Source organism: Vibrio sp. V01_P9A10T6, from assembly GCF_963877065.1.
GTDB classification, from domain to species: Bacteria; Pseudomonadota; Gammaproteobacteria; order Enterobacterales; family Vibrionaceae; genus Vibrio; species Vibrio anguillarum.
The window spans coordinates 1-24,406 of sequence record NZ_CAWNTB010000162.1 but is presented as its reverse complement, the minus strand read 5'-3'; the positions used below and the strand labels follow the sequence as shown (position 1 = coordinate 24,406).

Sequence of the window (24,406 nt, the reverse complement as noted above, 5' to 3'; positions counted from 1 at the left end):
CTGCTACTGTGATCACAGATACATAACGTAAGTGAAGCGTAATCATGATCGAAATTGGCAGTAAAGAATACCGAAAAGTCACTTGGGGACTTGCGCTCGGCTCGTTCTTAGTCTTTTGTAATCTCTATCTTTTTCAGCCAATGTTGCCCTACCTTGCTACGCATTTTGCGGTTTCGGAAACCCAAATTAACTGGTTATTTGCCGCATCAACCCTCGCACTCTCCGTCAGTTTAGTCCCTTGGGCAATCAGCTCTGAATCCTTTGGCCGCCGCAAAGTGATGTTATTAGGGCTATTCATGATGCCATTAATCGGCAGCTTAATGTTGATCAGCCAACAGCTATGGGTGCTGGTTTTAACACGTGCACTAATGGGCGTCGCATTGGCCGCCTTTGCTTCGGTTGCCGTGGCTTACATGGCTGAGGAGCTTTCGCCTCAAGCATTTAGCCAAGCGATTGGCGGCTATATTGCTGCGAATTCATTAGGTGGCATTAGTGGCCGAATTTTAGGCGGTATATTGACCGATGCCTTTGGCTGGCAACAAGCCGTGATTGTGATTGCCATACTCACTTTCGTATGCGCCATCATTGTGCTGTGGTTACTGCCCATTCAACGCAATTTCACGCCGCAACGAGGCTTGTTCTTTCACCACAACCGTGCGCTGGTAAAACATCTTTCTAACCGCACACTGTGGCTAGCGATGCTGATTGGTGGTACTAACTTCGCGCTGTTTGTTAATCTCTACTCAGTGATGGGCTTTCGGCTTGTCGCCGAACCCTACTCGCTACCGATTGGCTTAGCATCATTGATCTTCCTATGTTATTTGGCGGGAACACTCAGCTCGAAACTGACCGCCAACTGGACAAAACGCTACAATGCCATTTCGGGCATGATGTTGGGAGCCTTGCTCAGTTTATCGGGGATGTGGCTAGCCTTGGTTGAATCAATCCCGTTTATGCTGATCGGTTTAATGTTGATCAGTTTCGGCGCCTTTTTTACTCATACGCTCGCCTATTCATGGGTGAGCCAAAAGGCCAGCAGCGCAAAAGCAACCGCGACCGCTCTGTATTTGGTTCATTACTATGTGGGTGGCAGCCTCGGCGGGTTTTTCCTACTCTATTGCTGGCAAAATGGCGGTTGGACGGTGGTGGTTTCGGGTGGAATGGTGTTGTATGTGGCGATGTTTTTTCTCTGTTGGAAATTGCGCCATGATGACCGCGCACTGGCGCACCGCAAACCGCTGCATGAATTGATCAAGTAGTGTTATCCACTCACTTTATCAAAAGACTCATGTTATGCTTGCGCCAAATTGACTGTTTTAATAAGCACTATGAGCGTAACGATAAATAAAACCGCCATCACAACTGAAGTCGAACAGTGGCTTAACGATGTGGTGATTGGCTTAAATCTCTGCCCTTTCGCCGCAAAACCACAACGTAACCAGCAGATCAAAATTTTCGTCAGTGAAGCCGATACTGAAGAACAATTGCTGCAAGATATTTTGCAACAATTGCTAGAGTTAGAAGGCAGCTCGGCACAGTCTCTTGAGACCACCTTAGTGGTGGTGCCAAACATGCTCGAAGATTTTTTTGAGTACAACTTTTTTATCGATTGGGTCGAAGCATTAATTACGCAACAAGATTGGCAAGGCATCTTTCAAGTTGCTACCTTTCACCCTCACTACTGTTTTGGCGGCACACGCCCCGAAGATGACGAAAACCTAACTAACCGTTCGCCGTACCCGATTTTCCATCTTATTCGCGAAGAGAGCATGGAAAAAGTACTCAAGCACTACCCTAACCCAGAAGCGATTCCCGATACCAATATCGCTCGTGTTAGTGCTCTAAGTGACCAAGAACGCCGCCAACTGTTTCCTTATTTGTTTCTCAATAAGTAACCCTGTTCTTTAACCAAACTAAACTGATGGCATGGGTCGCAGCTTTACCATCAGTTTGTTACTATCCATTTTCTTACTATCAGTTTATTACTATTAATTTGTTACTACGCGTCACAATCCCTGTTAACCAAACCAATGGACCGAGATAATGCATTTATCCAAGCTTACTCAAGAGATTTACGATCATCTTTACCGCGATATTACCGAGTTTCGTAGCACCTTTGATCTCCCCGTTGCTGATGCCAGCAGCTTAAACGATAAAGCTGACACGTTGCATACTTCGCTCGCGATTGAAGAGTTGACTGAACTTGCTGAAGCTGACAATAAAACAGAACAAGCGGATGCGATCATCGATACTGTGTATGTTTTGATGGGTCGTTTAGTCCACCTTGGACATAGCCAAGTGAGTGACAACTTAGCGATCAGCTATTTGATTGATCTTCTGCTCAATGTTGCCGTAAATCGTGGCATCGAATTTATTCCATGCTGGGATGAAGTACACAGCTCGAACATGAGTAAAGTATGTCGCAATGAAAAAGAGTATGCCGATACCCAAGCCTACTATGCTGAGCAAGGTATTGAGCTGATGGCCGTACAAAAAGGCGACTACATTATTGCTAAATGCGCACAAGATTTTGTCTCTGAAGGCAAAACGATTCGCCAAGGTAAAGTGCTCAAATCAGTCTATTACCGTCCTGCTGACCTTGCTTCATTGACGCAATAACCTTGCAAAGACTCAGATAAAAAAAACCACCTTGTGGGAGCAAGGTGGTTAAGAGACTTATAAAAAGCCTAACAAGAACGAGAATGTATCGATTCTATTAATGCGATTGGCGTGCCAACTTTCACATAAAACCTAACTATTTGTTTTTAATAGACTTACTATTTTTATCATTCTATCTTCAGCACATTGATGCGCTAAAAGTGTGCTTACTGCACGACAGTTGTGCTTTTAATCAAAGATAAGGTAAGGCTTTCCTTCAACAACAACCTGCTTCACCTGAGTCTGAAACGCTGCACTTAACGCTTGGCTCTCTAATACTTGTTCAACCGAGCCGGAACTTTGCAATACGCCATCTTGCAGTAACAGAGCGCGATCGGCATGGCGCAATGTTCGATTGAGATCGTGATTGGCCATCACTACCGCTATCCCTTGCTGTGCAACCTCTTCAATCAAACGATAAAGCAACCCTTCTTGAGCAATATCAAGAGGCGCCGCAGGTTCATCTAATATCAATAACTGCGCGTAAGGGTTTAAGGTTGGCCAAATTTGCAAGCAAATACCGGCCAAGCGGACACGTTGCCATTCGCCGCCTGACAGTTGGTGAATGGATCGATGCAATTTGTCTTGAATATTCAATCGTTGAGTGAGATGAACCACGGCTTGATTAACAACCTGAGAATGTAAATCGGCGCAACTGGGGATCGCTAAGGCAAGATATTGATAAACATCGACATTAAAAACAGGCTTGTCGTTTTGCGACAGATAAGCTCGGTGCAGTGACAGCGCCTCTAACGATGCGCTTGAAAGCTGAAGATCACCAATGTAGACCTCACCTTGGCTCTCTGTCACGCCAGCTAACGCCGACAGTAAAGTGCTTTTTCCGCTGCCATTAGGCCCAATAACATGCAGCACCTCTCCCGCTTGGCAGGTAAAAGAGAGTGGCAATAAACGTGATGAAACCTGCAGGCTATTAACGTGAATCATGGTTTTTCAACAACATCCAAATAAAAATCGGCGCACCAATGGTGGTAGTGACGACACCAAGTGGAAGCTCAGCAGCATTAAGCGCCGTTCTGGCAACGGTATCCGCGCAAACCAGTAAGAGTGCGCCGAACAGAGCCGACATAGGTAAAAGGTAGCGGTTTTCAGAACCAAACGCCAAGCGCAATAAATGCGGAACAACCAACCCAACAAAACTGATCACACCGCCCAATGCCACCGCAGCTCCTACCAGCAGCGACACGGCAAAAATCAATTTCCAACGTAGTCGATGCACATCCACACCTAACTGCTTTGCATGAGTTTCGCCCAACATCAGTTTGTCTAACGTTTTTCCTTGCAGAGCAAGCCAGATGATCACCGGAAGCGCAGCTAATGAAAGCGTATGTTGATACCAGCTTGCACCACCAATACTGCCCATCAACCAGTAAACCAGTTGCCTTAAACTGAGATCATTACTGAAATAAAACGCCCATGTCACCACAGCACCAGATAAAATACCCAGCGCCACACCGACCAACAGTAAGCGAGTTGTGCTTAAACGCATCGCTTTAGCCATGCTGACCAGTAAAAGAGTAAACACCATCGCACCGACTACGGCACAAAGCATGAAAATTTCAGGGGAGGCCAAGGCAGGGAAGAAAAACAGCACCACTACCATCGCCACACTGGCGCCACCAGAAATACCAAGCACGCCCGGCTCTGCCAAAACATTCCCTAATAGCACTTGCAGCGCCGCGCCTGATACGGCTAGTGAAGCACCAATGATGACGGCAGAGAGCAGACGAGGAGCACGAAGTTCAGTCACTAACTGCCATTCCAGTGGTGACCAAGTGTGAAATGGGCTGATAAAGAGTTCACCCACCATCAAATAAAACGCACTCATCGAAATCAACAATGCCAGCATAGCGTAGAGGGCGTAATGCCAGCGACGCTGTTTTTTTAAGAGTAACTGATTGAACGTCATGCGCTTATATGTAAGTAAGAGAAACAATAATGGCCTAACCTTACCGTTAAGCCATTTAAATAGAAAGTGATATACCAAAGCAATCGCCTGTTAACCTCGTTAACAGGTCAAAAGATTAACAGGCAAAAGTACCATCGGTTAATCGTATACCAATTGATCGTCTTCATAGCGTGTCGCCACTTTGCACACCATTAACGCGGCTCGCTGACCTAATGCCACTTTTCGGTTAGGAAATACGATCGCTTCATCTTCATTTTTCGCCATGAGTGGCTTTTCACCATCATGACCAAATACCTCACCATGTTTAAACGCGGTGAAGTTTTCGACGTTATCATCAAACATGAAATCAAAATCGTCATGCAAACGGACAATGGTACGGCTGACACGATAAATGGTTGGCTTTCTTGGCAAGTGTTCAGGTGTCGCATTGGCTACCAAATCGCGCATGGCTAAGTCAAACGCGACTAATCGCTCTAGGTTGTTTTGACCAAGAGGTGCGACTTGCCCCAGCTCAAGCGTTAAAGCTTGCGCGGCAAAATTCTCTGCACTGTACCAACTGAAGGTACTCGAGGGTGAATTTGAAAGCAGCACCGCTTCGATATGCGCACTTTCAATCAATGCCATCAGTGCGCGGCTGCGCACAGGATGGCGAGATTTGGGGCTGACGGCAAACGAATAATGTTTGGAGTGACGAATCGCACAGTGCAAATCAAGATGCCACCGGTTTTGCTCAGCGGTGTGTTCGAAAAAGTCTTTCACTGTCTGTTTGAGATGCTGTGCAATCTCTCTTTCTAGGGAGGTATTGCCCTTTTTATCATCAAATAAACGGTTCAAATTTTCTTGCACGAAACGGGTATGTTGATTCGTCGCCTGAGGATGAGCCACAATAAATAAGCAGCGGTGTTGGACCGCTTGAAAACCTGACTGAATATCATCCACCAGCTTATTTACTAATTCCATTGGCGCAGTTTCGTCACCATGAATACCGCAAGAAATAATGATGTGCTTACTCTCATCGTTGAGATGAGCGGGGATCACTTCGAGCACTCCACGCGAGAGCACTTTAAGCGTAATACCAGCTGCCGTTTTGATTTCGCCAGTGACCATTTCTTGGTCTAAATCCAAACTATCAAATAGGAAAGATTGGCGGAAAAGGGACTTCGTCATGCGTTACTCCTTTATTGCACAGCGGTATGTTAATGAATTGTAGAAGCAATTTATGTTGAGGCGATCCCACTTATCAAGATGGATAAGGGTAAACTTAATTCATCAACGATCGTCTCAATACCTTATACAAAAATACGCTTAACCAGAGGCCGGCGTTAATTGCCGGGAATTCTATCATTAAATCTGATAGTTACTCCATACTCTACTGCATGCTCACCCGGTGCTAAATTTGAATTCCGATGCTCTTCACACTCACATTCTTAGCGTTATCTTTTCCTATTTGGATATGAGTTAATGATTGATAGTCGATATTCAACACACTATACCAATGGTGGTTTTGCCAATCAGTGCCTAGAACATTGGCAAGTATCATTCTGATTGTTCCACCATGAGCGATGATTAAAGTATCTTGCTTAATCCCTTTAATCTGAGCCTCCCAAGCACGAGTGACACGCTGATGAAAATCGGCCAAGTTTTCTGCATTCGGTAGTTGATGTTGGGCCGGATTGGTCCACAAAGTTTCCACTACTGGCCACATCGATTGCAGTTCATCAAAGGCCACGCCATCGACATCACCAAAATCCATTTCTTGGAAATCAGGCTCAATTTGGTAATCCAATTTCGGCTGCTGTAAAACCAGTTGCTGCGCTAAATCATGGCAACGGCGTAGCGGCGAAGTAATGATGTTTGAGAAGAAGTAAGGGGATTTCAGCAAAGTGTGAGCGATCTGCTCTTGCCGATGCGCTTCAACGAGCACATCTGTTTTACCATTGAGCGCAGGCCGACCGACGGTTTTACCGTGGCGCATCAAATAGAGATTGATCATTGTGAGCCTTTTAAAGCGATGTCGTTTAGAGCAGTGTTTTTTAAAGCGATGTCTTTTAAAACAATCGGTAAGCCCGCCGCAATAAAGCTCACTCGGGTTGCTAACTTGGCTAGCGCTTGGTTAAGCCAGCCCGCGTTATCGACAAATAAGCGCGAAACCTCCCCCATCGGGATCACGCCAAGGCCCACTTCGTTAGCGACGATAACCAAAGTGGCGGGTGTTTGCTCAACGGCAAAACAGAGTTGCTCGACTCGCTTTTTTATCTCCGCTTCGTGAGCTTGCTGGCCATGGTTGTAGATAACGTTATTCAGCCACAGCGTTAAGCAGTCCACCAATACCACATCATGTGCCGAAAAAGTGGCAATTAACTCAGGCAGTTGTTCAGGGCATTCGTGCTCTTGCCATTCCGACGTTCTTTGCTGCTGATGGTGAGTAATCCTTGCCTGCATTTCATGATCAAACGCAATCGCGGTGGCAACATAGTTAAGCTGAGCCTGCGGCAGCCGCATTAACAGGGCTTGGTGTTCTTGCTTTGCGGCCTGTTCAGCGAAACAAGACTTACCGCTACGCGCGCCACCCAAAATCAAATGCACCATTATTCAATCAATCCCATGCTCAAATAACCCAACCCAGCGAATACAATAAGCAGCAGATAGATCAGCAGTTCCATAATCTGTTGTGCAGCGCCAAGGCAATCTCCGGTGAAGCCACCAATACGCGCCATCAACCAAGCTTTGAAGAAAATACGAAAAACCACAGCAACCAATACCAAACTTAAGCTTACCTGCCAACCAAACCATAACGCAGGCGCTAAGCCGCACAGCAGTAGAAAAATGAGCTCTGGAAGGGTTTGTTTATTGGCTAGCGGCTTGCTTTTGCTGCTATCGAGATCGCTTACATACGGCATATCGAAAATCAACGATGCCGCTATCGCACGGCTAAAACTGTAGCCTAGCACCCACACCATTAATACGTTGCCATAACCAAGTAGCGCCTCTAAAAAGAGAAACTTACACAGTAGCGCCATCACTAAACTGGCCGCACCATAAGTGCCAATGCGGCTATCTTTCATGATGCTCAAACGGCGCTCAGCCGTCATTCCTCCGCCAATGCCGTCCGCCATGTCAGTTAAGCCATCTTCATGAAACGCCCCTGTTAATAGCAAACTAGCCACCATCGTCAGTGCGATGCTTACCTCGTTTGGTAAAATCAGGATCAGCACACTGTAGATGGCACCGCAGATCGCGCCGAGTAATAGACCAACCAAGGAAAAATAGCGCCCAGATCGGTTCATTCGTTCACTGCAATAGGGCGTATTGTTAGGAATAGGAAGGCGCGAGAAAAAACTCAGCGCCAACCAGAACAGCTCAAATTGATAAGCGAAAACGCGCAGCATTACACTGTCACTCCTGCGTCGGCAAAACTGGCCATGGTGTTATAAAACTCGGCAGCCGCTTTGACCAAAGGTACGGCTAATACAGCACCCGTTCCCTCACCCAATCTCAACCCTAAATTAAGCAGTGGTGTCGCGTTTAACTGTTCAAGTACGCGTTGGTGGCCCGATTCATGGGACTGATGAGCAAAAATCATCAACTCGCGGCAATCTGGTTCAATAAGTGTGGCCACATACGCGGCTACCGTGACGATAAATCCATCCACCAGAATCGGCGTTTGCTGCTGGTAAGCGCCTAAAAATGCTCCGACCATTTGCACAATTTCAAAGCCGCCTACTTCCGCAAGGACCGTTTCTGGATCCAAACCACGGCAACGTGTTACGCCTTGCTTCACCAGCTCTACTTTTTTCTGATATTGCTGTGTTGAAATGCCAGTGCCGTAACCAACGCACTGTTCAACAGAATGTTTAGAAAGCGCCGCTAATATCGCAGAAGCGCTACTGGTATTGCCAATGCCCATTTCACCAAACATCACTATATTGGACCCCGCACGAATCACCTGCTGCACGGCCTGATTGCCTAGCAGTAGCCCTTGCTTCACTTGCTCTACAGACATCGCCGTTTGGCGAGCAAAGTTCTCCGTTCGGCTACCTAAGCGCTGCACAAGAAAGTGCGGATTGTCGCTTTCTACAGGGAGTAAAATCCCGCAATCTATTACTTTCATCTCGACTTGATTGCTGCGACAAAAACAGTTGATGGCCGCACCACCCGTCAGAAAGTTAAGCACCATTTGCTGAGTCACCGCGCTTGGCGCAATGCTAATGCCTTCATCTGCAATGCCGTGATCGCCAGCAAAGACCAGTACTGTAGGCTTATGAATGGTGATCTGCTGAGTGGGCTGAGGCTGATTTTGACTTTGGATTAAGGCGAGCTGGTGTGCTAATGACTCAAGTTGGCCCAGCGCTCCCAACGGTTTGGTTTTTTGATCGATTCTTTGCTGTATCGCTTGGCTATGATCTTGTTTTAACATTGCTTCTGGGCTCTTCCATGAAAAGAGAAGAGTTTACTCGTATTCGCTAGTATCGGCTAGGTTTTGCCTATTTGAGCCTAAAAAAACACCCCCTGTTTTCTATAAAATCAGGAGGCGTTTTTAGGTTTATATGGGCGCTATTGTCAAACAGACACGCCTACAAAGGCTGGTTTTAACCCATGAAAGACATGGTTACGACAAGCTAAACTTCCCGGTATTCACATCCGACCATGCGGCCATAATCGCTTGCTGAGGCTGAGAAGCTAATCCATCCATAAAGTTGCTTTCTCCCACCTTAGGCGCGAAGGAACTCATCGCTTGAATGAGGTTGTCTAACGCATTATCAGTCAAACAGGTATATTCCTGCTCGCCTTGAGCGTCTTTTTCACCTAAACCGATAATAAGTTTGGCTCGATTATTTGCAAAATAATCATTGAAAGTCACACAACCTAACGCATCAAATAGCGTTTGATCGGAAGAGGTATCAGTATGGCGTGCCATAGAGATTTTCAGATCGTAACCACTACGCTCAAACCATAAACGGTTCCAATCAATACCGTTGAAGATGATGTTTTCACCTTGGCGAATATCTTCAACCACGTTATCGATCACCTCACCACTGACCACAAAACTGTCTACGCCAGCACCGCCTTTGAACGTATTTTGGTAACCCCCAAGCACCATGACATCCTTACCTTCACCACCGTTTAATGTGCTGAATTTTGAGATGGCGGCGGCAATTAAGTAATCCTCGTCCTCGCCAGCATTAATCGAAGCATGGTAACCCATCAGTTTGACTTCATCGTTTCCTTGGCCAGCATCAATTCGGTTGTGATTGCCAAAGACTCTCGCAAAGTCATTGCCTGCACCAAGATCAAGTTGGTTGTTATTACCGATGGTTACAGCAAAGTCTTGATCGTCTCCCATGTCCACACGGTTGAAGTTACCTGAAGTGACCGCATAGTCATTACCTGACCCCATGGTGATCTCACCACCTTCGCCAAAGACAAAGGATTGATCATCACCCGCGCCCATAAAGACGTGGTTAATGCGTCCGGCCACAACTGCCGTATCATTACCATCACCGCCGAACATCATGTTCTCGCGACCCATTAAAACGCCCATATCGTGGCCTTCACCGCCGGTGAAAATATTGGAGACTCCCGTTGCGTAGAACACATCGTCATCTCGGCCACCCCAGAAGTTATTATTGTCGCCTAGATAAGCACCGAGATCTTTACCGTCACCGCCCCAGTTGAAGTTGTAATTACCCAGAGAAACGTTCATATCGCCATCCCCTTGCAAATGCCCACTGTTACGAAGGAAATCAAACGTTTTATCCTTCATATTGAGCAAATCGGCGGTGAGATTCTGCTTCAGATTACTGACCAATGATGCCATCTCTGTCTGCTTATCTTTGCTAAACATGGTGGCAAATAAATTGGGCAAATTGAGCGCATTAAAACCAAATGCGCGCTCTGGTTTGGTTTCTTCAACAGTGGCTGATACGTTTTCCGTTGCCGCAGGTGCGCCATTGAGAGTCACTTGCGCTGTATCGTTTTCCTCTGGTGCTTTCTCTTTCAGTCCATGACTTTCAGCAAAGGATTGAAGACCATCAGCCCCCATATCGATTCCCGCTTTGAGGCTATCTAGCAATTTTTCTGGGTCAGTAAATGCGCTGAGCTGCTCACCACCAAACTCGCCTATCACTTCTAGCATCTCTTTTAAAATGGCAACGCCATCTATCGCTTCATCAGTACGAGAGACTATTTTGCCATCAGCGGTGTAATTGACACCGAAGATATCACCTAAAGTCGTCTCTGCACCGACCTCAGCAAATTTACCCAGCAGCTTATTCTTAAGCTGACGAGGCAAGTCTTGCGGATTATAGGTAAAGGTCGTTTGAGCCATTCCCGTTGCTGAGAATTGCTGGGTTAACACGCCAAACAATGAACCGAGATTGGTATCCAAAATCGCTTGGATGTTGTCTCCGAACATAAAGTTCCAGTTGCCCGTGGTGACCTGAATATCGGCTCCTTGGCCACCGACCGCGAAGTTAAAGGCCAACTTCTCGTTCATTTGACGGAACTTATCCGCGCGGCTCATCTTGCCAGAATCATTATTACTATTGCCACTTAGCCACTGGTTGTACTGTTTATTCAACGTTGCTTCAGCATCAGACTTCAAGCCGCGGCTGCTGCGATCATTCTGAGAGTCCAAATCAACCAAACTGGTGTAGTCAACACTGCTGGTTTGATCGAGACCAGACATCTCTTTGACAAATTTTTTCGCACCAGAGAGTGTCCACTGCTGTTCTTGAGCCGCTAACCAATCATCACCCTTGCCTGATTGTGCGATGCTTTGTAATACTCCTGAAATACGTGAAGCACCATCAAATGGATTGACCAGTGGCGGTGTTGGGATCGACTTATCCATCATCATGATAAGGTCATTACTGCGACCCATATTGAAACTTACGTTGCGGTTACCCATAAACATTTGAGCACCTTCAAGCGCCTGATAACCAGCGATATCGACACTATGTTTGCTGTCACCATTACCAATATGAACCATGACATTGTTGTCACCAAAGGCCAGCGACTTAAAGCCCCCCGTACCCACTTTAATACCAACATTTGACGTACCCCAGTTAACTGCGGTGAACTCACCATCACCGACGTTGACCTGAATATTGCCCGAGTAGCTGAGCTTATTGTCACTGCCCGCCGATGCCGTAGTATCCGTTTCCGTTTTACGCTTTTCAGGTGCTTCAAACACCTCACTGTTGTCGCCGATGGCACCACGTGCTGGCTCATTAACCTCACTCGCACCAACACGAGAAAGATGGATATCCCCTTCCGCCACACCGTTACGAATGATCTCGTCACGTGCGGTAACTTCGCCTTGCGTATTCCAAGTCAGTGAGACTTTATTGTTTTCAGCCTTTTGTACCCAATTTCCATTGGCATCTTGAGTATGTTTGCGCCCTGTTGTGTCTACCGCTACATCAGAGTTGCGAACCGACACATCCACACGAAGACCATTAGCATCCATGGCATTGATAAATTGATGGCCAAAACCTTTTTGCTTGTCATCACTCACTAAAGAGCAACCGACAATACTGATATGGTCAGGCTTGTTGCTGATGTTTTCCGCTTGGCCGAATGCCTGCTGGAATTTCGCCAGTTTCGCCGCAAGCTCATCGGCACTGTAGCCACTTAAACGAGTGTTGTTGTTTTCTGAGTCATCACGCCCATGGCCAACCAGTTGCCAGCGCAGCTTTCCATCCAGTTTCGATGGGTCACCATACACCACGCGATAATTCCCTTCAGAATCGAGCTGAACGACCACACTGTTTTCAGGATGCTTGCCAGCTAGATTTGCCGCCGCTTTTGCAACTACTGAATCGTTTTCCATTTGAACAATCACTTGGCCGTCAAAGCGCGTTTCACCGCCGTCATCTTTAGGTACAACCGCTATCTGACTCCAATCGTCGACGTTTTGATTGTCTACAGCCGTCACTGATAACGTTGATACCGTGCTATCGACTTGATGATCACCGAGTCTATCCAGTTGAACTTCTTTTTCAAAATCAACAACTTTTGCTTTCAATTTATGAGCGAGTTCATCTCTCACATCTAAGAACTCATGAGACAATTTACGTTTTGGTGTAAAGAGTTGGTCATCAAGGCCAGCATTCCACTTATCATTGAGTGATGCTCGGTAACTGACATTAATCGCTACCTGCTGGAAATTAGAAAACTCCTGCGGATCACGAATCACCACCGCACCTTGCTCATTCACATTGAAATACGTTTGGATAGAGCCCTTTCCTTCGCCTAAACCATCTTCCATAAAGAAGCTTTTAGGTACAAAGAAAGTCGCAGGGAAATTGTCCGCCATTACCGCATAAGGGTTTGCGTCGTCTGCACCATGATGCACCATCTCTAGGCCATCGGTTCTGCCCAAGCTGGTATTGATCACATCTTTCAGAGTTTTTAAGCGATCGCTCACAACACCAAGGCTTGCCCCATCTTTCTTGTTATAAAGCACCTCACTATCGTATAGCTCTTGATACTTAGGCGTTAAGTCTTCGTAAGTAACAGACTCTTTCCACTGCTCCCAAGTTAATGGTTGCTTGACCTTATCTTGCGGCCCTAGATCAGCGTAGGAATACATCACCGTCAACAAATCATAGTCTGCTGTCATCGGCTGTTTAGATACAGGATCACCAATCACTTTGAACGGCGCTAGCTCGCCATCTTTCATGTAATGAACCTGCCACAGATCTTTGCTCTCAACAGTCACTTTATTCAGGAAGAAAGTGACTGTTTGATCACCATTGGTTGCCGCTGTTTTGTACATACCGCTTTCTGCATCAAACTCAAGAGCTGTCAGTGACTGATATTTAGACACCAACTCATCCATTCGAACCTGATTTAGATACAAATCGGCACTTACCGCATTACCAGACTCAATGGATTGTTCGGCATAGCCGTTAAATTTATCGAGATCTCTTCTCGCAGATGCTTTGGCAAATGACTGATCTACAGGAATAAAACCAGACATTGGCCCCCAATCAGAGCTTTTCGCCTTAACGAATAAACCTTTACTGCTATAGAGCTTAGAATCAATCAGTGACTTCGACTTCTCATCAACTGGTCGAACACCGATAATGACATTTTCACGCTCAGCAACCTCCGCCAATATTTTCTGATCGATATCAGGCATACCAAGCTCGATGGTTTCTGGTTGCACGATTGGCTCGAGAACTAAATCTCGGGATTGATAATTCTTATGGGATGAGTCTGTATTTGTCCCCAGCTCTGTATCAGAAGCTACCGCTTTATCCACAGACGAATCATTTAATAACAATTCTGTATTCCGAAGATTTTGCTTCTTAGCCACGATTTCTAACTGGGCCTCTTGTAACGCTTGACCAAAGTTAAATAGCTCTGTCGGCGTCCAAACACCAAACTTAGGCAGCCATGTGTGACCAATGAGTTTATCTGCCCCACCCGCTTTCAACACTTTAGCGACCGTGCTAGAGCAGTTTTTGGTGAGCAGTTGATAACGCGCATCCGGGTCGTTACTTAGACGATGCCATTCTACCTGCATTGCCGCAGCATCAAGCCCTTCTAAGTTAATGCGGAATACACGGCCTTGATCCGCTTGGCTTGCTTTGAACTCTTTAATCTCCTCTAGCGCTCTTTCAGCAAACTGACGAACCACATTATCGATGCGTTTTTCCACCAGGGCAGGATCGCCACTCGCTTTAGCTTGTTTCTGTAGCTCTTCGGCAAAACGGTTTGCTACATCCATCATGTCGTAACTGGTGTCATTCCACTGTTCAACGAATGGTTGGAATACATGTGCTGGAATGCCTGTCGTTTCAAGTATATCCGGGTTGCCCAGTAGCACACTCGCGTAACCTCCAGAAGCGTCTTTGTAAGAGGCATCAATACCTTTAGCGGCATTGAGTTTTTCGATAAAGCGTTTCAGCTTGATCTCACCGTCATTCAAACCAAAGCCATCGTTTTCTTCTGACACCATATCATGCGACAGCATACTATTTTGATGCGCTGGCTGACTCAAATCGCTCCAACGCAATTTAAGATCAGGCTGATCTTCTGTTGCAACGCTGAAGATATTACGAATATTGGATGACTTGCTACCTAGTGGCCACCAACTCACGTAATTCTGTTTATTGAAATCAGCTACGGCTTGACCTTCTAGTTGTGTACGACCTTGGCCAATTTGCAGTGATGCGTGACCCAATGTGCTGTGATCGCTCGGTTTCCAGATGTACATGGTCGCGCTCACTGGCGACATGTGCTGTTCAATCGCTTGGTGTACTTTGTTTAACCCAGCAATATCAATACCTTTACCATCTTTTGCAAGATCGTTTGCAGAAAGCCCTGCGAAGATCGTATCGGCAACAGCTTGACTATATTCATGACTTACGGCTGCTTTTACTTTTTCAAGTACAGCATCGCTACCGCCTAGCTGATCGATATTGGCAAGATTACCTTTGCCCTTAGTGACGAAATCGCCATTTCCATCCAGATACAGATGTTTACTCTCCTTCAAGTTGGCGTTATCAAGCTGGTCATACAGACGGCTAAAGCTATCGTGAGCTTTGATGCTTTGCTCAGAGGCTGCAAGAACCGAGACTTCCTCTAAACGCACATTCACTTGGTTTAACAGTGAACTCATAGCCTCAACGCGGCCAGAATCGGGGTGGCCGAGTAGGTAGCCTTCAACCTGTTTGCGCAGGTTCACCAGTTTTTCTACGGACTCCAAATTATAATCTGCATAATCAATCGCACCGTGCCCTAGATCCTTTGCGGCTTTAAATAGAAGAGGGATAGTATGATAATCAGCCAGTGCATCAATCACTTGTTGGTAGCTTTCACCACGAATTTTACCGCTCACATGAGCAGCATCAAGTAGCTCAGTCACAGACATCAGTTCTACGTTGGTGTTGTACGTCCAAGCACCGTCTTCTTTTTGTGCCAAAATTCGCGTGCGACCATCGTGATGCGAGAGCACCTTGTTATCGACTAAGAATAGCTCATCTGGCATCTGCTCGAAGTTGTCGAAGTTTGCCAAGATAAAGCGCTCAATGGATTTTTGTTGAGCTGCATCTTCAGGATTATCAAGAAGAATAGTCTTTCTCTTTCCATCGGTTCCCGGCCACGATCGAACTTCAAAACCTTTATCGCCTTCTTGCACTAATAGATTTCGTTCGGCACGGAGTGAGTAAAATGGCAACACGTCATTTAACATGTTGTTCATTATGGAAGCGACGTTTTCTTGCTGCTTGTTACTCTCTAGATTCGACGTTTCACCTAAAGCGTGTAATTCCTCTTTATCGTTAGAAGCTATCTTGGTTAATGTGAGCGTCTCATGGCTATCAATATAAGGAGCCGTAATTTGCGCCCATTGCTCGGCATACTGCGTCATCAACCATTCTGCTTTATGATTTGCAGAAGCACTGGATTTAGGGTTTTTAACTGGAGGCTGGCCTTTGCTTGCCCGATACTCCTGATACCAGGCATCGAAATCATCACTATCGCTCACCAGAGCATTCACTTCAGTAATGATGGCTTTGCGGCTAGCAGAGTCAAAATGATCGAGTGCCTTAACATCAATTTTTGCGGTGGACTCTGTTTTAGGCACAAATTTACTTAAAACACTCGGCACACTGCGAAACTCAAACAAAATCGCGGGTTCAGGCTGCTGCGAACTTCCTGTCGTTGCATTGTTGATTCCATGCCCCGCCACTTCTCCGCCATACTGGAAGTATTCAAACACGTTCTTAGCAAGGCTTTCTGAATGTGAACCTTTCAGCTTCTCAATAATTTGTTGTCGCACGTATCGTGAGTCGTCTGCGCTCAGAAGCTCCAGCATTTTTACTGGCTTAGTTCTCGGCAAAATCTCCCAAGCATTTTTCACTTTCGGATCGGTTAATCCTTGAGCATTCAGCGAGAAGCCTTCAGATGCAGGATCCCAATCATTAATATAGATACCGTACTCTTTCGCCAGATTTGCTGTTTTTGAATACACCGATGTTAGATAGGCATACACATTTTGCGCTGCCACTGGATCATCTAATTTAGCTTCGTTCGCATTTACTAAAAATTCATCTCTCAGTCCTGACTGATACCAAGGCGCAGATTCTAGAAGTCTCACTTCCAATGACGAGCTTGAACCAAATTCTTTCGCGCTGATGGCCATCGTGGCTTGTTGCCCACTAGGGGTCATTCCTATTGTCTGCCCTTGAGCTTCAATAGAAGTACCGTTACCCGCCGCGATGAAATGCTTCGAATTCGATATAACCAGCGTAAAACGCCCGTCATCACTAACCAAACTAGGTAAGCTATGGTGGTTCGATTGATTGATATGGCCTGTAAATTCTTTCGCTAGCCATAACATTGCCTCTTTGCGACTTTCAATCGCAACCATATCACTGGTTTCACTAGGATATGTAACCAATTCAATGGTATGAGTCTGCCAGTTGTTCACCCCTTTGATATCAGTGATACCAACTGGGTTACTGTAACCACCTTGATTCATATCTTTGGTCAACATAAACAATGGGTTACCTTGTGAATCATGCACATATCCAAACGTCTGTGCTGAGTTCTTAGGTAAAACAACAACTAGGCCAGATAGCTCATTTTCTATACCAATGGATGTCGATGCAAAATGGCTTTTAAACCCGGGAACGCTTTTAGAACCAAGTTGACCAGTCGGTTGATTTCCCTTAACAGCGCTTAGCCCTTCTAGGTTCACCCCTGAAATGTGAATCTCTTTTCGGCTCACATCCTGAGAGGCCGTTGTTGGAACAACAATGCTGTCGGTGTTTGTCTCAGTGAACATCGAAGTGACAGAACTACCCGTATTTTTCGCTCGAATTCCTGCGTTAATTTGCAGGCGGTTGACTGCATTGGTCGCACCTTCTAAGGCTTCTAGCTCTTGCTCGCTCAAGCCTTCGCTAAAGCGGCCATCAGCGTTTGTTTGACTGTCAGCGTTGATATGGCGGCCCGCAACACCAGCGGCTTCGACGCTATGTGCTTGACCCGCAAGGCCGCTGCCAGTCACGCCTTCGCGGTCAGGGCGATCGCCTTCGTTTTGCTTCGTCCCTTTTGCATCATTCTGCGCTTGGTTGGCTTTATTTTCGGCATTCATCGCATCACGATCACCACGCGATTGCGCGTCGTTTACTGCGCTGTGTGCGTCAGATTCGGCCTGTTTCACATCATTGCTTTTCGCCACAGCATCGGCTTTGCGTGTTTTTGCATCGGCTTCTGCATCAGCAATGTCTTGCTTTGCGCCTGCTCGATTTTGCTCACCTTTTGCGACGCCCACTTCCGATTGTGCAACCGAATCTTTGACTTTATTTTGATTGTCCGCGTGCATCTGTTTCGTGGCAGTAATCTGCTCACCAGAAACCTGTTTTGCGTTGTCCAATTTGGTTTGAACACCATCAAGCAAGCCACCGGCAAAATCGTTGCGCCATTGGTCGCCCGACTCACCCGTATGCGTGGCTTTGTCATCGAGCACATCGAGACCTTGTGCCAGTTCGGTTAACTCAGCCGTCACGGTTTCCGACTCTTCTTTCACTGCATCGCGCTGCGCTTGACCATTATTTTCCAGAGCTTGTTGGTCGGTAGATTCCAGTTGGCTTTGCGAACCTGCGACAGCATCGAGCTGTTTCTGCTTTTCTTGTTCTAGACGCTGGCGATCCGCTTCTGCGCGCTCTTTGTCTGATAGGGCATTCTGCGACGCTTGATTTTGCGTTGCATGCTCACTCACCGCATTAGTTTGCTGTGGCGTTTCTGATTTCGCAACTACGTTATCTAAGATATAGCCCAGCCCATCATTGTGGCCTGTTCCTTTGAATTCGATACGGTTGCTGCCAGCATGAGCGGTCAGTTTTAAGGTTTTTTGCTGCCAAGCAGACTCGTCACCCGACGATGAGAACACCACTTCACCGTTCCAAAGAACGTCAATGCCTTCGTTATTAGAAATGCCTGCACGTTTTGCAAAATCAAAGCTCACAGCAATGACCTCGCCTTCCGTCAGGTTCTGAATATCTTGGTAGATAGTCGTGCTTTGATCTGTTGCCAATTCAGACACATTGTTACCGTGCCCATCCCGCTCCAAACCATATGAACTTGCAGAAACATAAGCTTCGACACCATGCGTAGAACTCCAACCGAAATCACTCTGCTCAAAATCGCCATTAACAATGAGATTTGGCCCTTGAACTTGGTCCGAAGAGTCGTCAACGCTGAGCGCATTTTGCATTTGATTGAGATCAGGTGCGTCTACCTTGGTCACACTACCTGTTAGGCTGTCTCCCAAATCAGAGCCCACTTCTTCAATCGCCTCCATTTGGAAGCCATCCAGCTTGGTGATTTCAGGTGTCGCAATCGCACCACGGCCTTTATGCGTGCCGGATGATGATGCTTCATCGCCTTGCACTAAGTAGTTGATTGCTTGGCTACCACCTACACCAAGTACGGTTTGCTTGATGTTATCAAACAGGGCTGAGAGCTTGTTGCTACTGGTGTTGCTCGACGCGACCGCCAAACTGTAGAAATCACCATTACCGATTTTGATCGCCACGTTGTTTTGAGCGTAAGAAGCATTAACCCCTAAACCATCACCAACATGAATATTAGCGTTGGCTTTACCTTTCATGACCGCGACGTTCAAACCATCGCCGATTTTGGTATTGACGTTGTATTGGCCCCAAGCAACATTGACCGAAATACCGTCACCAACCACGGTGTTAATATTGGCATCCCCATAAGCGGCGGTGACGTTTAGGCCATCTCCCACTCGAGTCGTTACGTTCGCTTTACCTTTCGCGGCGGTCACCTGCATACCATCACCGACTTTGGTGACGATGTTGCCCTTACTCCAAAGTGCGTTAAAGCTATCGCCATCACCCACTTGAGTCACGATGTTGGCTTCACCTTTGGCTAGCACAACATTTCGGCCATTACCCACTTTGGTGATAACGTTGGCTTTACCCCAAGCACCGGTATAATCATCACCATCACCCACATGGGTAATGATATTGGCTTGACCTTGCACGACTGAGACTTCTTGACCATCGCCCACTTTGCTGATGACGTTGGCTTCACCTTTGGCAAAATTATAGCGATCTCCATCACCTACATGAGTAAACACGTTAGCTTGACCCCAAGCCACGTTAACACCCAAGCCATCACCGACTTTGGTAATAATGTTTGCCTTGCCCTTGGCAATACCGATAGTCGTGCCATTTCCGACATGGGTCATCACGTTGCCGATATCGGAAATCAATAAACCTACCGTGGTGCCTTCGCCCACTTTGGTGAGGATATTGCCTTTACCCGCCAATACAGCGGCGGTGGTTGCATCACCGACATGAGTCACGACGTTGGCTTTCGCCGCGGCCACAACACCCATGAAATCATCACCCACTTTGGTGACGATATTGGCTTCGCCCAGTGCTAACACGCCCGTTAGACCATCGCCGACATGGGTCATAATGTTGGCTTTACCGAACATCGCCGCCAGCGTTGTGCCGTTACCGACTTTGGTCATCACGTTCACTTCGCCCGCAAATATTCCTAAGCTGGTTCCATCACCGACATGGGTGTAGATGTTAGCTTTACCGACCATCAGCGCAGCGGTGAGATCATCGCCCACTTTGGTCATAATGTTGGCTTGACCGATCATTGCAGCAAACGTGCTGCCACTGCCTACGTGAGTGAAGATGTTGGCGTTACCCACCATAGCCGCAAGTGTGGTTCCATTACCGACTTTAGTTGCTATGTTGCCTTTGGCCAACATAAGCGCCACCGACATGCCATCACCGATATGGGTGAAGACGTTAGCTTCGGCCACCATTAACGCGAGAGCATCACCGTTGCCCACTTTGGTAAAGACGTTACCAAGGCCGCCCATCAGTGCACAAGCATTCCCTTCGCCCACATGGGTAAAGATATTGCCTGCGCCAATCATGACTGCAATAGAGGTTCCATCACCCACTTTGGTGAAGATATTACCCGCCGCGCCCATTACGCCAAGGGTTTGACCATCGCCGACATGCGTTAGCACGTTGCCAACGCCAAGCATAATACCGGTCGTGTCGCCATTCCCGACTTTCGTTAGGATGTTCGCGCCGCCTACCATGACACCCGTTGTGGTGCCATCACCGACGTGGGTGAGCACGTTCGCGCCTCCGCCCATCACAGCAAGGGTGTTGCCTTTGCCTTTTTTGGTGAGAATGTTTGCACCGCCGAGTGCCACCGCCGTGGTATTCGATACTTGATCATCACTGCTGATATGGGTAATCACGTTCGCACCACCCAGCATACCCGCCGTGAGTTCACCCTCACCCATTTTGGTCAGTACGTTTGCACCACCAGCCAGTACCGCAGCCACATCGCCTTGACCGACTTGCGTCGTGACATTGAAACCGCCAGCCGCTAGCCATAGTGCATCACCACTACCGATTTGCGTGTGCGTGTTATAGCCGCCCAGTAGAGTAACTCGACTATTGCCTTGGCCTTTCTGTACCGAGATGTTGCCGTAAGCCAATAAGTGAGCCAGATAATCACCGTTACCGACACGAACCAGCACGTTCAACGCACCACCCGCGTAAACATCCATCTTGCCCTGCTGACTTTGGTGCACTAATACGTTTGCCAAACCTGCGCCGCGGAAGGTGAGATCCCCTTCTTCGCCACTTTTGACAATCACGTTAGCCGCGCCTGCACCGTTAAATTCGGTATTACCAAATTGGGAGCTGTGCAAAATCACGTTGGCAAGACCGCCACCGTTAAAGTAAACATGACCGCGTGTTACGTTGGATTTAATAACGTTACCGCCACCGACACCATTGAAATGAATATCGCCAGAGCTTTCGCCGCTATCGCTTACGGGTTTGAATAAGGTTTGATCCGTGTATTCGTCGATATCAGCCACGGTTTCGCTGGTACTTCTTACCGCGTTAACGCTGTAATGCAAGTCGCTGAGCGAGTAACCCCCTTTGCCCATTGGGTTATACCCAGTTGCAGACGAAATATCTTGGTTGGCTATATTGGCCGTGTGATCACCTTCTTTATACCAAGAGCGAGCTTGATATTTCAGCGCGCCGGTTTCGGCATCGTTCGCCAGTTCAACCACAACGATTTTCGTGTGTTGTCCCAGCATTTTAGCGTAAACATAAGTGTTGGGTTTGCGGTTTGATTTCACCGCTTTGACATCAACCTTAGTGCCATCAGCAAAAATGGCGTGACCACCCATTTTTGCATCCGACAATGACACATCTTTCGCATCAATCACCGCACCATTGGCGTAAGTCACCCACTCATATTCAGTCAGGCTTTTTTCAACCGCATGAACAGTCACTGATTGCTGATGTTCAATGGCAATATTAGAAAGGGTGTAACCACCGTTGACTGGATTGGACTCAAAGCCACCTGAAGAAGAAACATCGGAATGAGCAAGATCGGTTAAGTGATTACCCTGCTTGAACCACGCCTCTGAGTAGTACTTGAGTTTGCCGGATTCGGCATCGTTATAGAGACGGATTTTGTTGATTTTGGTGTAATTACCATCTGCAATAGCAAACAAATAGGTATTGGGCTCTCGCTCTGATTTTACGGCGTTAACCGCATGGAACTTGTTGCCGTTATCAATCGATAAACCGTGCATCTGTGCGGCAGTGAGTACGATCTCGTCCGCTTTGGCATATTCCATACCTTGAGCATCAAAGTCGCCGCCACTACCTTTACGAGTAATGGTGTTATAAGCACCACCGCCCGAGAAATGAATATCACCATGTGCCACATCAGAATAAAGGCTGTTGTAACCACCCACACCTTCGAAGCGAATATTACCGCGTGTTTCGGTATACACATCGTTCGCATTGTGCGTACGCTCAATTCGATTGGATGCCCCGGCACCCTCTAGGGTAACATCCCCAACCTTGCCTTTGCGAACCAAATGGTTATCCGCACCAGCTCCACTAAAGTGCAGGTTACCGCTTTCAACACGTGAGCTAATACTGTTAGCAACCCCCGCGCCGACAAAACGCACATCACCTTGAGATCCTTGATACTGGTTAAACCAAGTACGATCGATTTTATTGCCCGCACCTGCACCTTCGAAACTCAAGTTTCCATGATTGGTTTCATGCCAGATAGCGTTGTAGCCACCAGCACCTTGGAAAGAAACATGGCCTGATAACCCTTGGCGCTTAATGTGGTTGTAAGCCGCAGCACCTGCGTAGCTGATGTTGCCATGCTGGCCGTCATGACCAATGTCTACACCACCAGCAGCACCTGAAAATGAGAGATTACCGTCTCCGTTTTTCTTGATATCAGCATAACCCGCAGCGCCTCGAACGCTCAGGTTCCCCGTTGTATCCTCAACTTTTAGATAGCCGGCCCCCGCCGATACCGTATCGTTACCTGAACCGGTATATACCGTGGCTCCGATCGACCCCAGATGAATATGATCATCTCCGCCATAAGCATGAATTTCGCCGCCAAAACCGATGGCAACAATGTCGTTATTTCCATCGTCGGCGGAATAATTTCCGGTGAAGAAGTATTCGACACTTCTCCAAAATGGTTTTCCCATAGACTGTGGCTCTTATTATTATTTAAATAGAAAACCACTGTACCTTACGGATACAGCGGTCGTTTTGCGTGTCGATTTTGCCGCGGACAGTACACACTTTTTGCCCTTTCCACGGCAAAAAAACACGCTGTCGTAAGTCATTGACGATTTGACGTCCGTGCCCAAAAGGAGCAAGCATTTCAGGAATGTAGATATGATCACCAGAGCGCCAGTCAGCGGCTTCGATTTCTCGTTCACCGGACAATAGCAACTCTCTCACTTGCTCAGACAAAAACGCCCAATTACAAAATGCAATTGGACGTCCTTGTTCATCTTCGTAATAGCAAAACTGATTTAACTCAAATGATGGCATAATCCGTTGCTGCCATTCACTGATAAGATACCGCTGATGCAGAGGAGAATATTGGCTGAGCAGAAGAATCCCACCCATCATTTTCTGCATCATTGCACGATCCAGTTTTGCCGCGTGATGTTGAATCAACATACGCTAAGCCACCTTTATTTTTTCGTGCGTGTCACGCGTTTTTTAGCAGGCTCAATACCACTCTCGCTCTCTTGAGGTGCTTCACTCGGTGATGGTAGAAAACCTGCGGCAATTAATTTTTCTAACTCTTCGTTCATACGAGGATCTTCAAGCATATTCTTAACCATCGAAACCATATACATAAAACCAGAAGCAGGCATATGAATCACTTCTTTTAGCTCTAAGTCCGTATCACTTTCCGCCATAATACCGTTTGCCATGTTGGATTGATTCTGTCCAACAAAATAGAGAGAAAAAACACCTTTATTATAATTAACACTCGATACAGTTTGAACGAATTTCTCAGACATAAATAACTCACCTCATAATTTAAAAAGAAATTAAAAAAAGATTAAAGCCACTTATAAAAAAGTAGCGATAACCCAAAAATGATTTTTAATGTTATACAGCATTTCAATGGCATGCAACCATACAATAACGCTAAGTCATGAATAAATTAACAAAACCAAAATATTATCGAATACAAGCAACTGATAATTAAAACCTTTAAAAACCGCAATTAACTAATCAGACCAGATAATATTTGAGCATCTATTGATATTAATGATATGATCCGCCCCCTTTCTTTTTCTGGCCCTTGAAGAATCAAATATATGACTGATTTAAATGAAAAAAAAGCCATGCTACATTGCTTATCAGTCTACTTACTGCTGATCGGAATTCGTGAGATAAAATTAGATATCTCTAATGAAACGCCATCCAATGC

At 46.6% G+C, this 24,406-nt stretch carries 13 protein-coding genes; 3 read left to right on the top strand and 10 right to left on the bottom strand.

The features are described 5' to 3' along the window. The first annotated feature begins 44 nt into the window (after positions 1-44). The 3 genes from AACQ21_RS11370 (at position 45) to AACQ21_RS11360 (ending at position 2,619) form a co-directional block, all read left to right on the top strand. Positions 45-1,259 (top strand): MFS transporter, encoded by a 1,215-nt coding sequence (locus tag AACQ21_RS11370; RefSeq protein WP_105977526.1) that lies wholly within the window; start codon positions 45-47, stop codon positions 1,257-1,259. A gap of 69 nt (positions 1,260-1,328) precedes the next feature. After that, positions 1,329-1,895 carry a DUF1415 domain-containing protein gene (locus AACQ21_RS11365; protein WP_026027360.1) on the top strand — a complete coding sequence of 189 codons (567 nt, stop codon included), beginning with the start codon at positions 1,329-1,331 and terminating at the stop codon, positions 1,893-1,895. A gap of 148 nt (positions 1,896-2,043) precedes the next feature. Further along, positions 2,044-2,619: a nucleoside triphosphate pyrophosphohydrolase family protein gene (locus tag AACQ21_RS11360; RefSeq protein WP_010318603.1), complete on the top strand. Its 576-nt coding sequence runs from the start codon at positions 2,044-2,046 to the stop codon at positions 2,617-2,619. Between the two features lie 228 nt (positions 2,620-2,847). On the opposite strand, the gene btuD is transcribed toward AACQ21_RS11360, so the two are convergent. The 10 genes from btuD to rtxH form a co-directional block, all read right to left on the bottom strand. Continuing rightward, entirely contained in the window at positions 2,848-3,603 is a 756-nt protein-coding gene (gene btuD, locus AACQ21_RS11355) for a vitamin B12 ABC transporter ATP-binding protein BtuD (protein ID WP_010318604.1), read from the bottom strand. Then, positions 3,590-4,585 carry a vitamin B12 ABC transporter permease BtuC gene (gene btuC / locus AACQ21_RS11350; protein ID WP_179217552.1) on the bottom strand — a complete coding sequence of 332 codons (996 nt, stop codon included), beginning with the start codon at positions 4,583-4,585 and terminating at the stop codon, positions 3,590-3,592. Before btuC ends, btuD begins: the two co-directional genes overlap by 14 nt. A gap of 138 nt (positions 4,586-4,723) precedes the next feature. Further along, on the bottom strand, positions 4,724-5,752 hold the full coding sequence (locus AACQ21_RS11345; protein WP_047691738.1) for a succinylglutamate desuccinylase: 1,029 nt from the start codon (positions 5,750-5,752) through the stop codon (positions 4,724-4,726). A gap of 223 nt (positions 5,753-5,975) precedes the next feature. Then, positions 5,976-6,578: a histidine phosphatase family protein gene (locus AACQ21_RS11340; protein ID WP_105977525.1), complete on the bottom strand. Its 603-nt coding sequence runs from the start codon at positions 6,576-6,578 to the stop codon at positions 5,976-5,978. Beyond that, the gene (gene cobU / locus AACQ21_RS11335) at positions 6,575-7,174 is read right to left on the bottom strand and encodes a bifunctional adenosylcobinamide kinase/adenosylcobinamide-phosphate guanylyltransferase (protein ID WP_105977524.1); all 600 of its coding nucleotides are present in this window, start codon (positions 7,172-7,174) and stop codon (positions 6,575-6,577) included. Before cobU ends, AACQ21_RS11340 begins: the two co-directional genes overlap by 4 nt. Further along, positions 7,174-7,974 (bottom strand): adenosylcobinamide-GDP ribazoletransferase, encoded by an 801-nt coding sequence (locus AACQ21_RS11330; protein WP_105977523.1) that lies wholly within the window; start codon positions 7,972-7,974, stop codon positions 7,174-7,176. The genes cobU and AACQ21_RS11330 overlap by 1 nt, the downstream gene beginning before the upstream one ends. Continuing rightward, entirely contained in the window at positions 7,974-9,002 is a 1,029-nt protein-coding gene (gene cobT, locus AACQ21_RS11325; protein ID WP_105977522.1) for a nicotinate-nucleotide--dimethylbenzimidazole phosphoribosyltransferase, read from the bottom strand. Before cobT ends, AACQ21_RS11330 begins: the two co-directional genes overlap by 1 nt. Positions 9,003-9,194: 192 nt before the next feature. Next, the gene (gene rtxA / locus AACQ21_RS11320) at positions 9,195-23,156 is read right to left on the bottom strand and encodes an MARTX multifunctional-autoprocessing repeats-in-toxin holotoxin RtxA (protein WP_105977521.1); all 13,962 of its coding nucleotides are present in this window, start codon (positions 23,154-23,156) and stop codon (positions 9,195-9,197) included. 22 nt (positions 23,157-23,178) lie between these two features. Further along, positions 23,179-23,640 (bottom strand): RTX toxin-activating lysine-acyltransferase RtxC, encoded by a 462-nt coding sequence (gene rtxC, locus AACQ21_RS11315; RefSeq protein ID WP_017044044.1) that lies wholly within the window; start codon positions 23,638-23,640, stop codon positions 23,179-23,181. Positions 23,641-23,654: 14 nt separating this feature from the next. Beyond that, on the bottom strand, positions 23,655-23,990 hold the full coding sequence (rtxH, locus tag AACQ21_RS11310; RefSeq protein WP_105977520.1) for a protein RtxH: 336 nt from the start codon (positions 23,988-23,990) through the stop codon (positions 23,655-23,657). Positions 23,991-24,406: the final 416 nt, after the last annotated feature.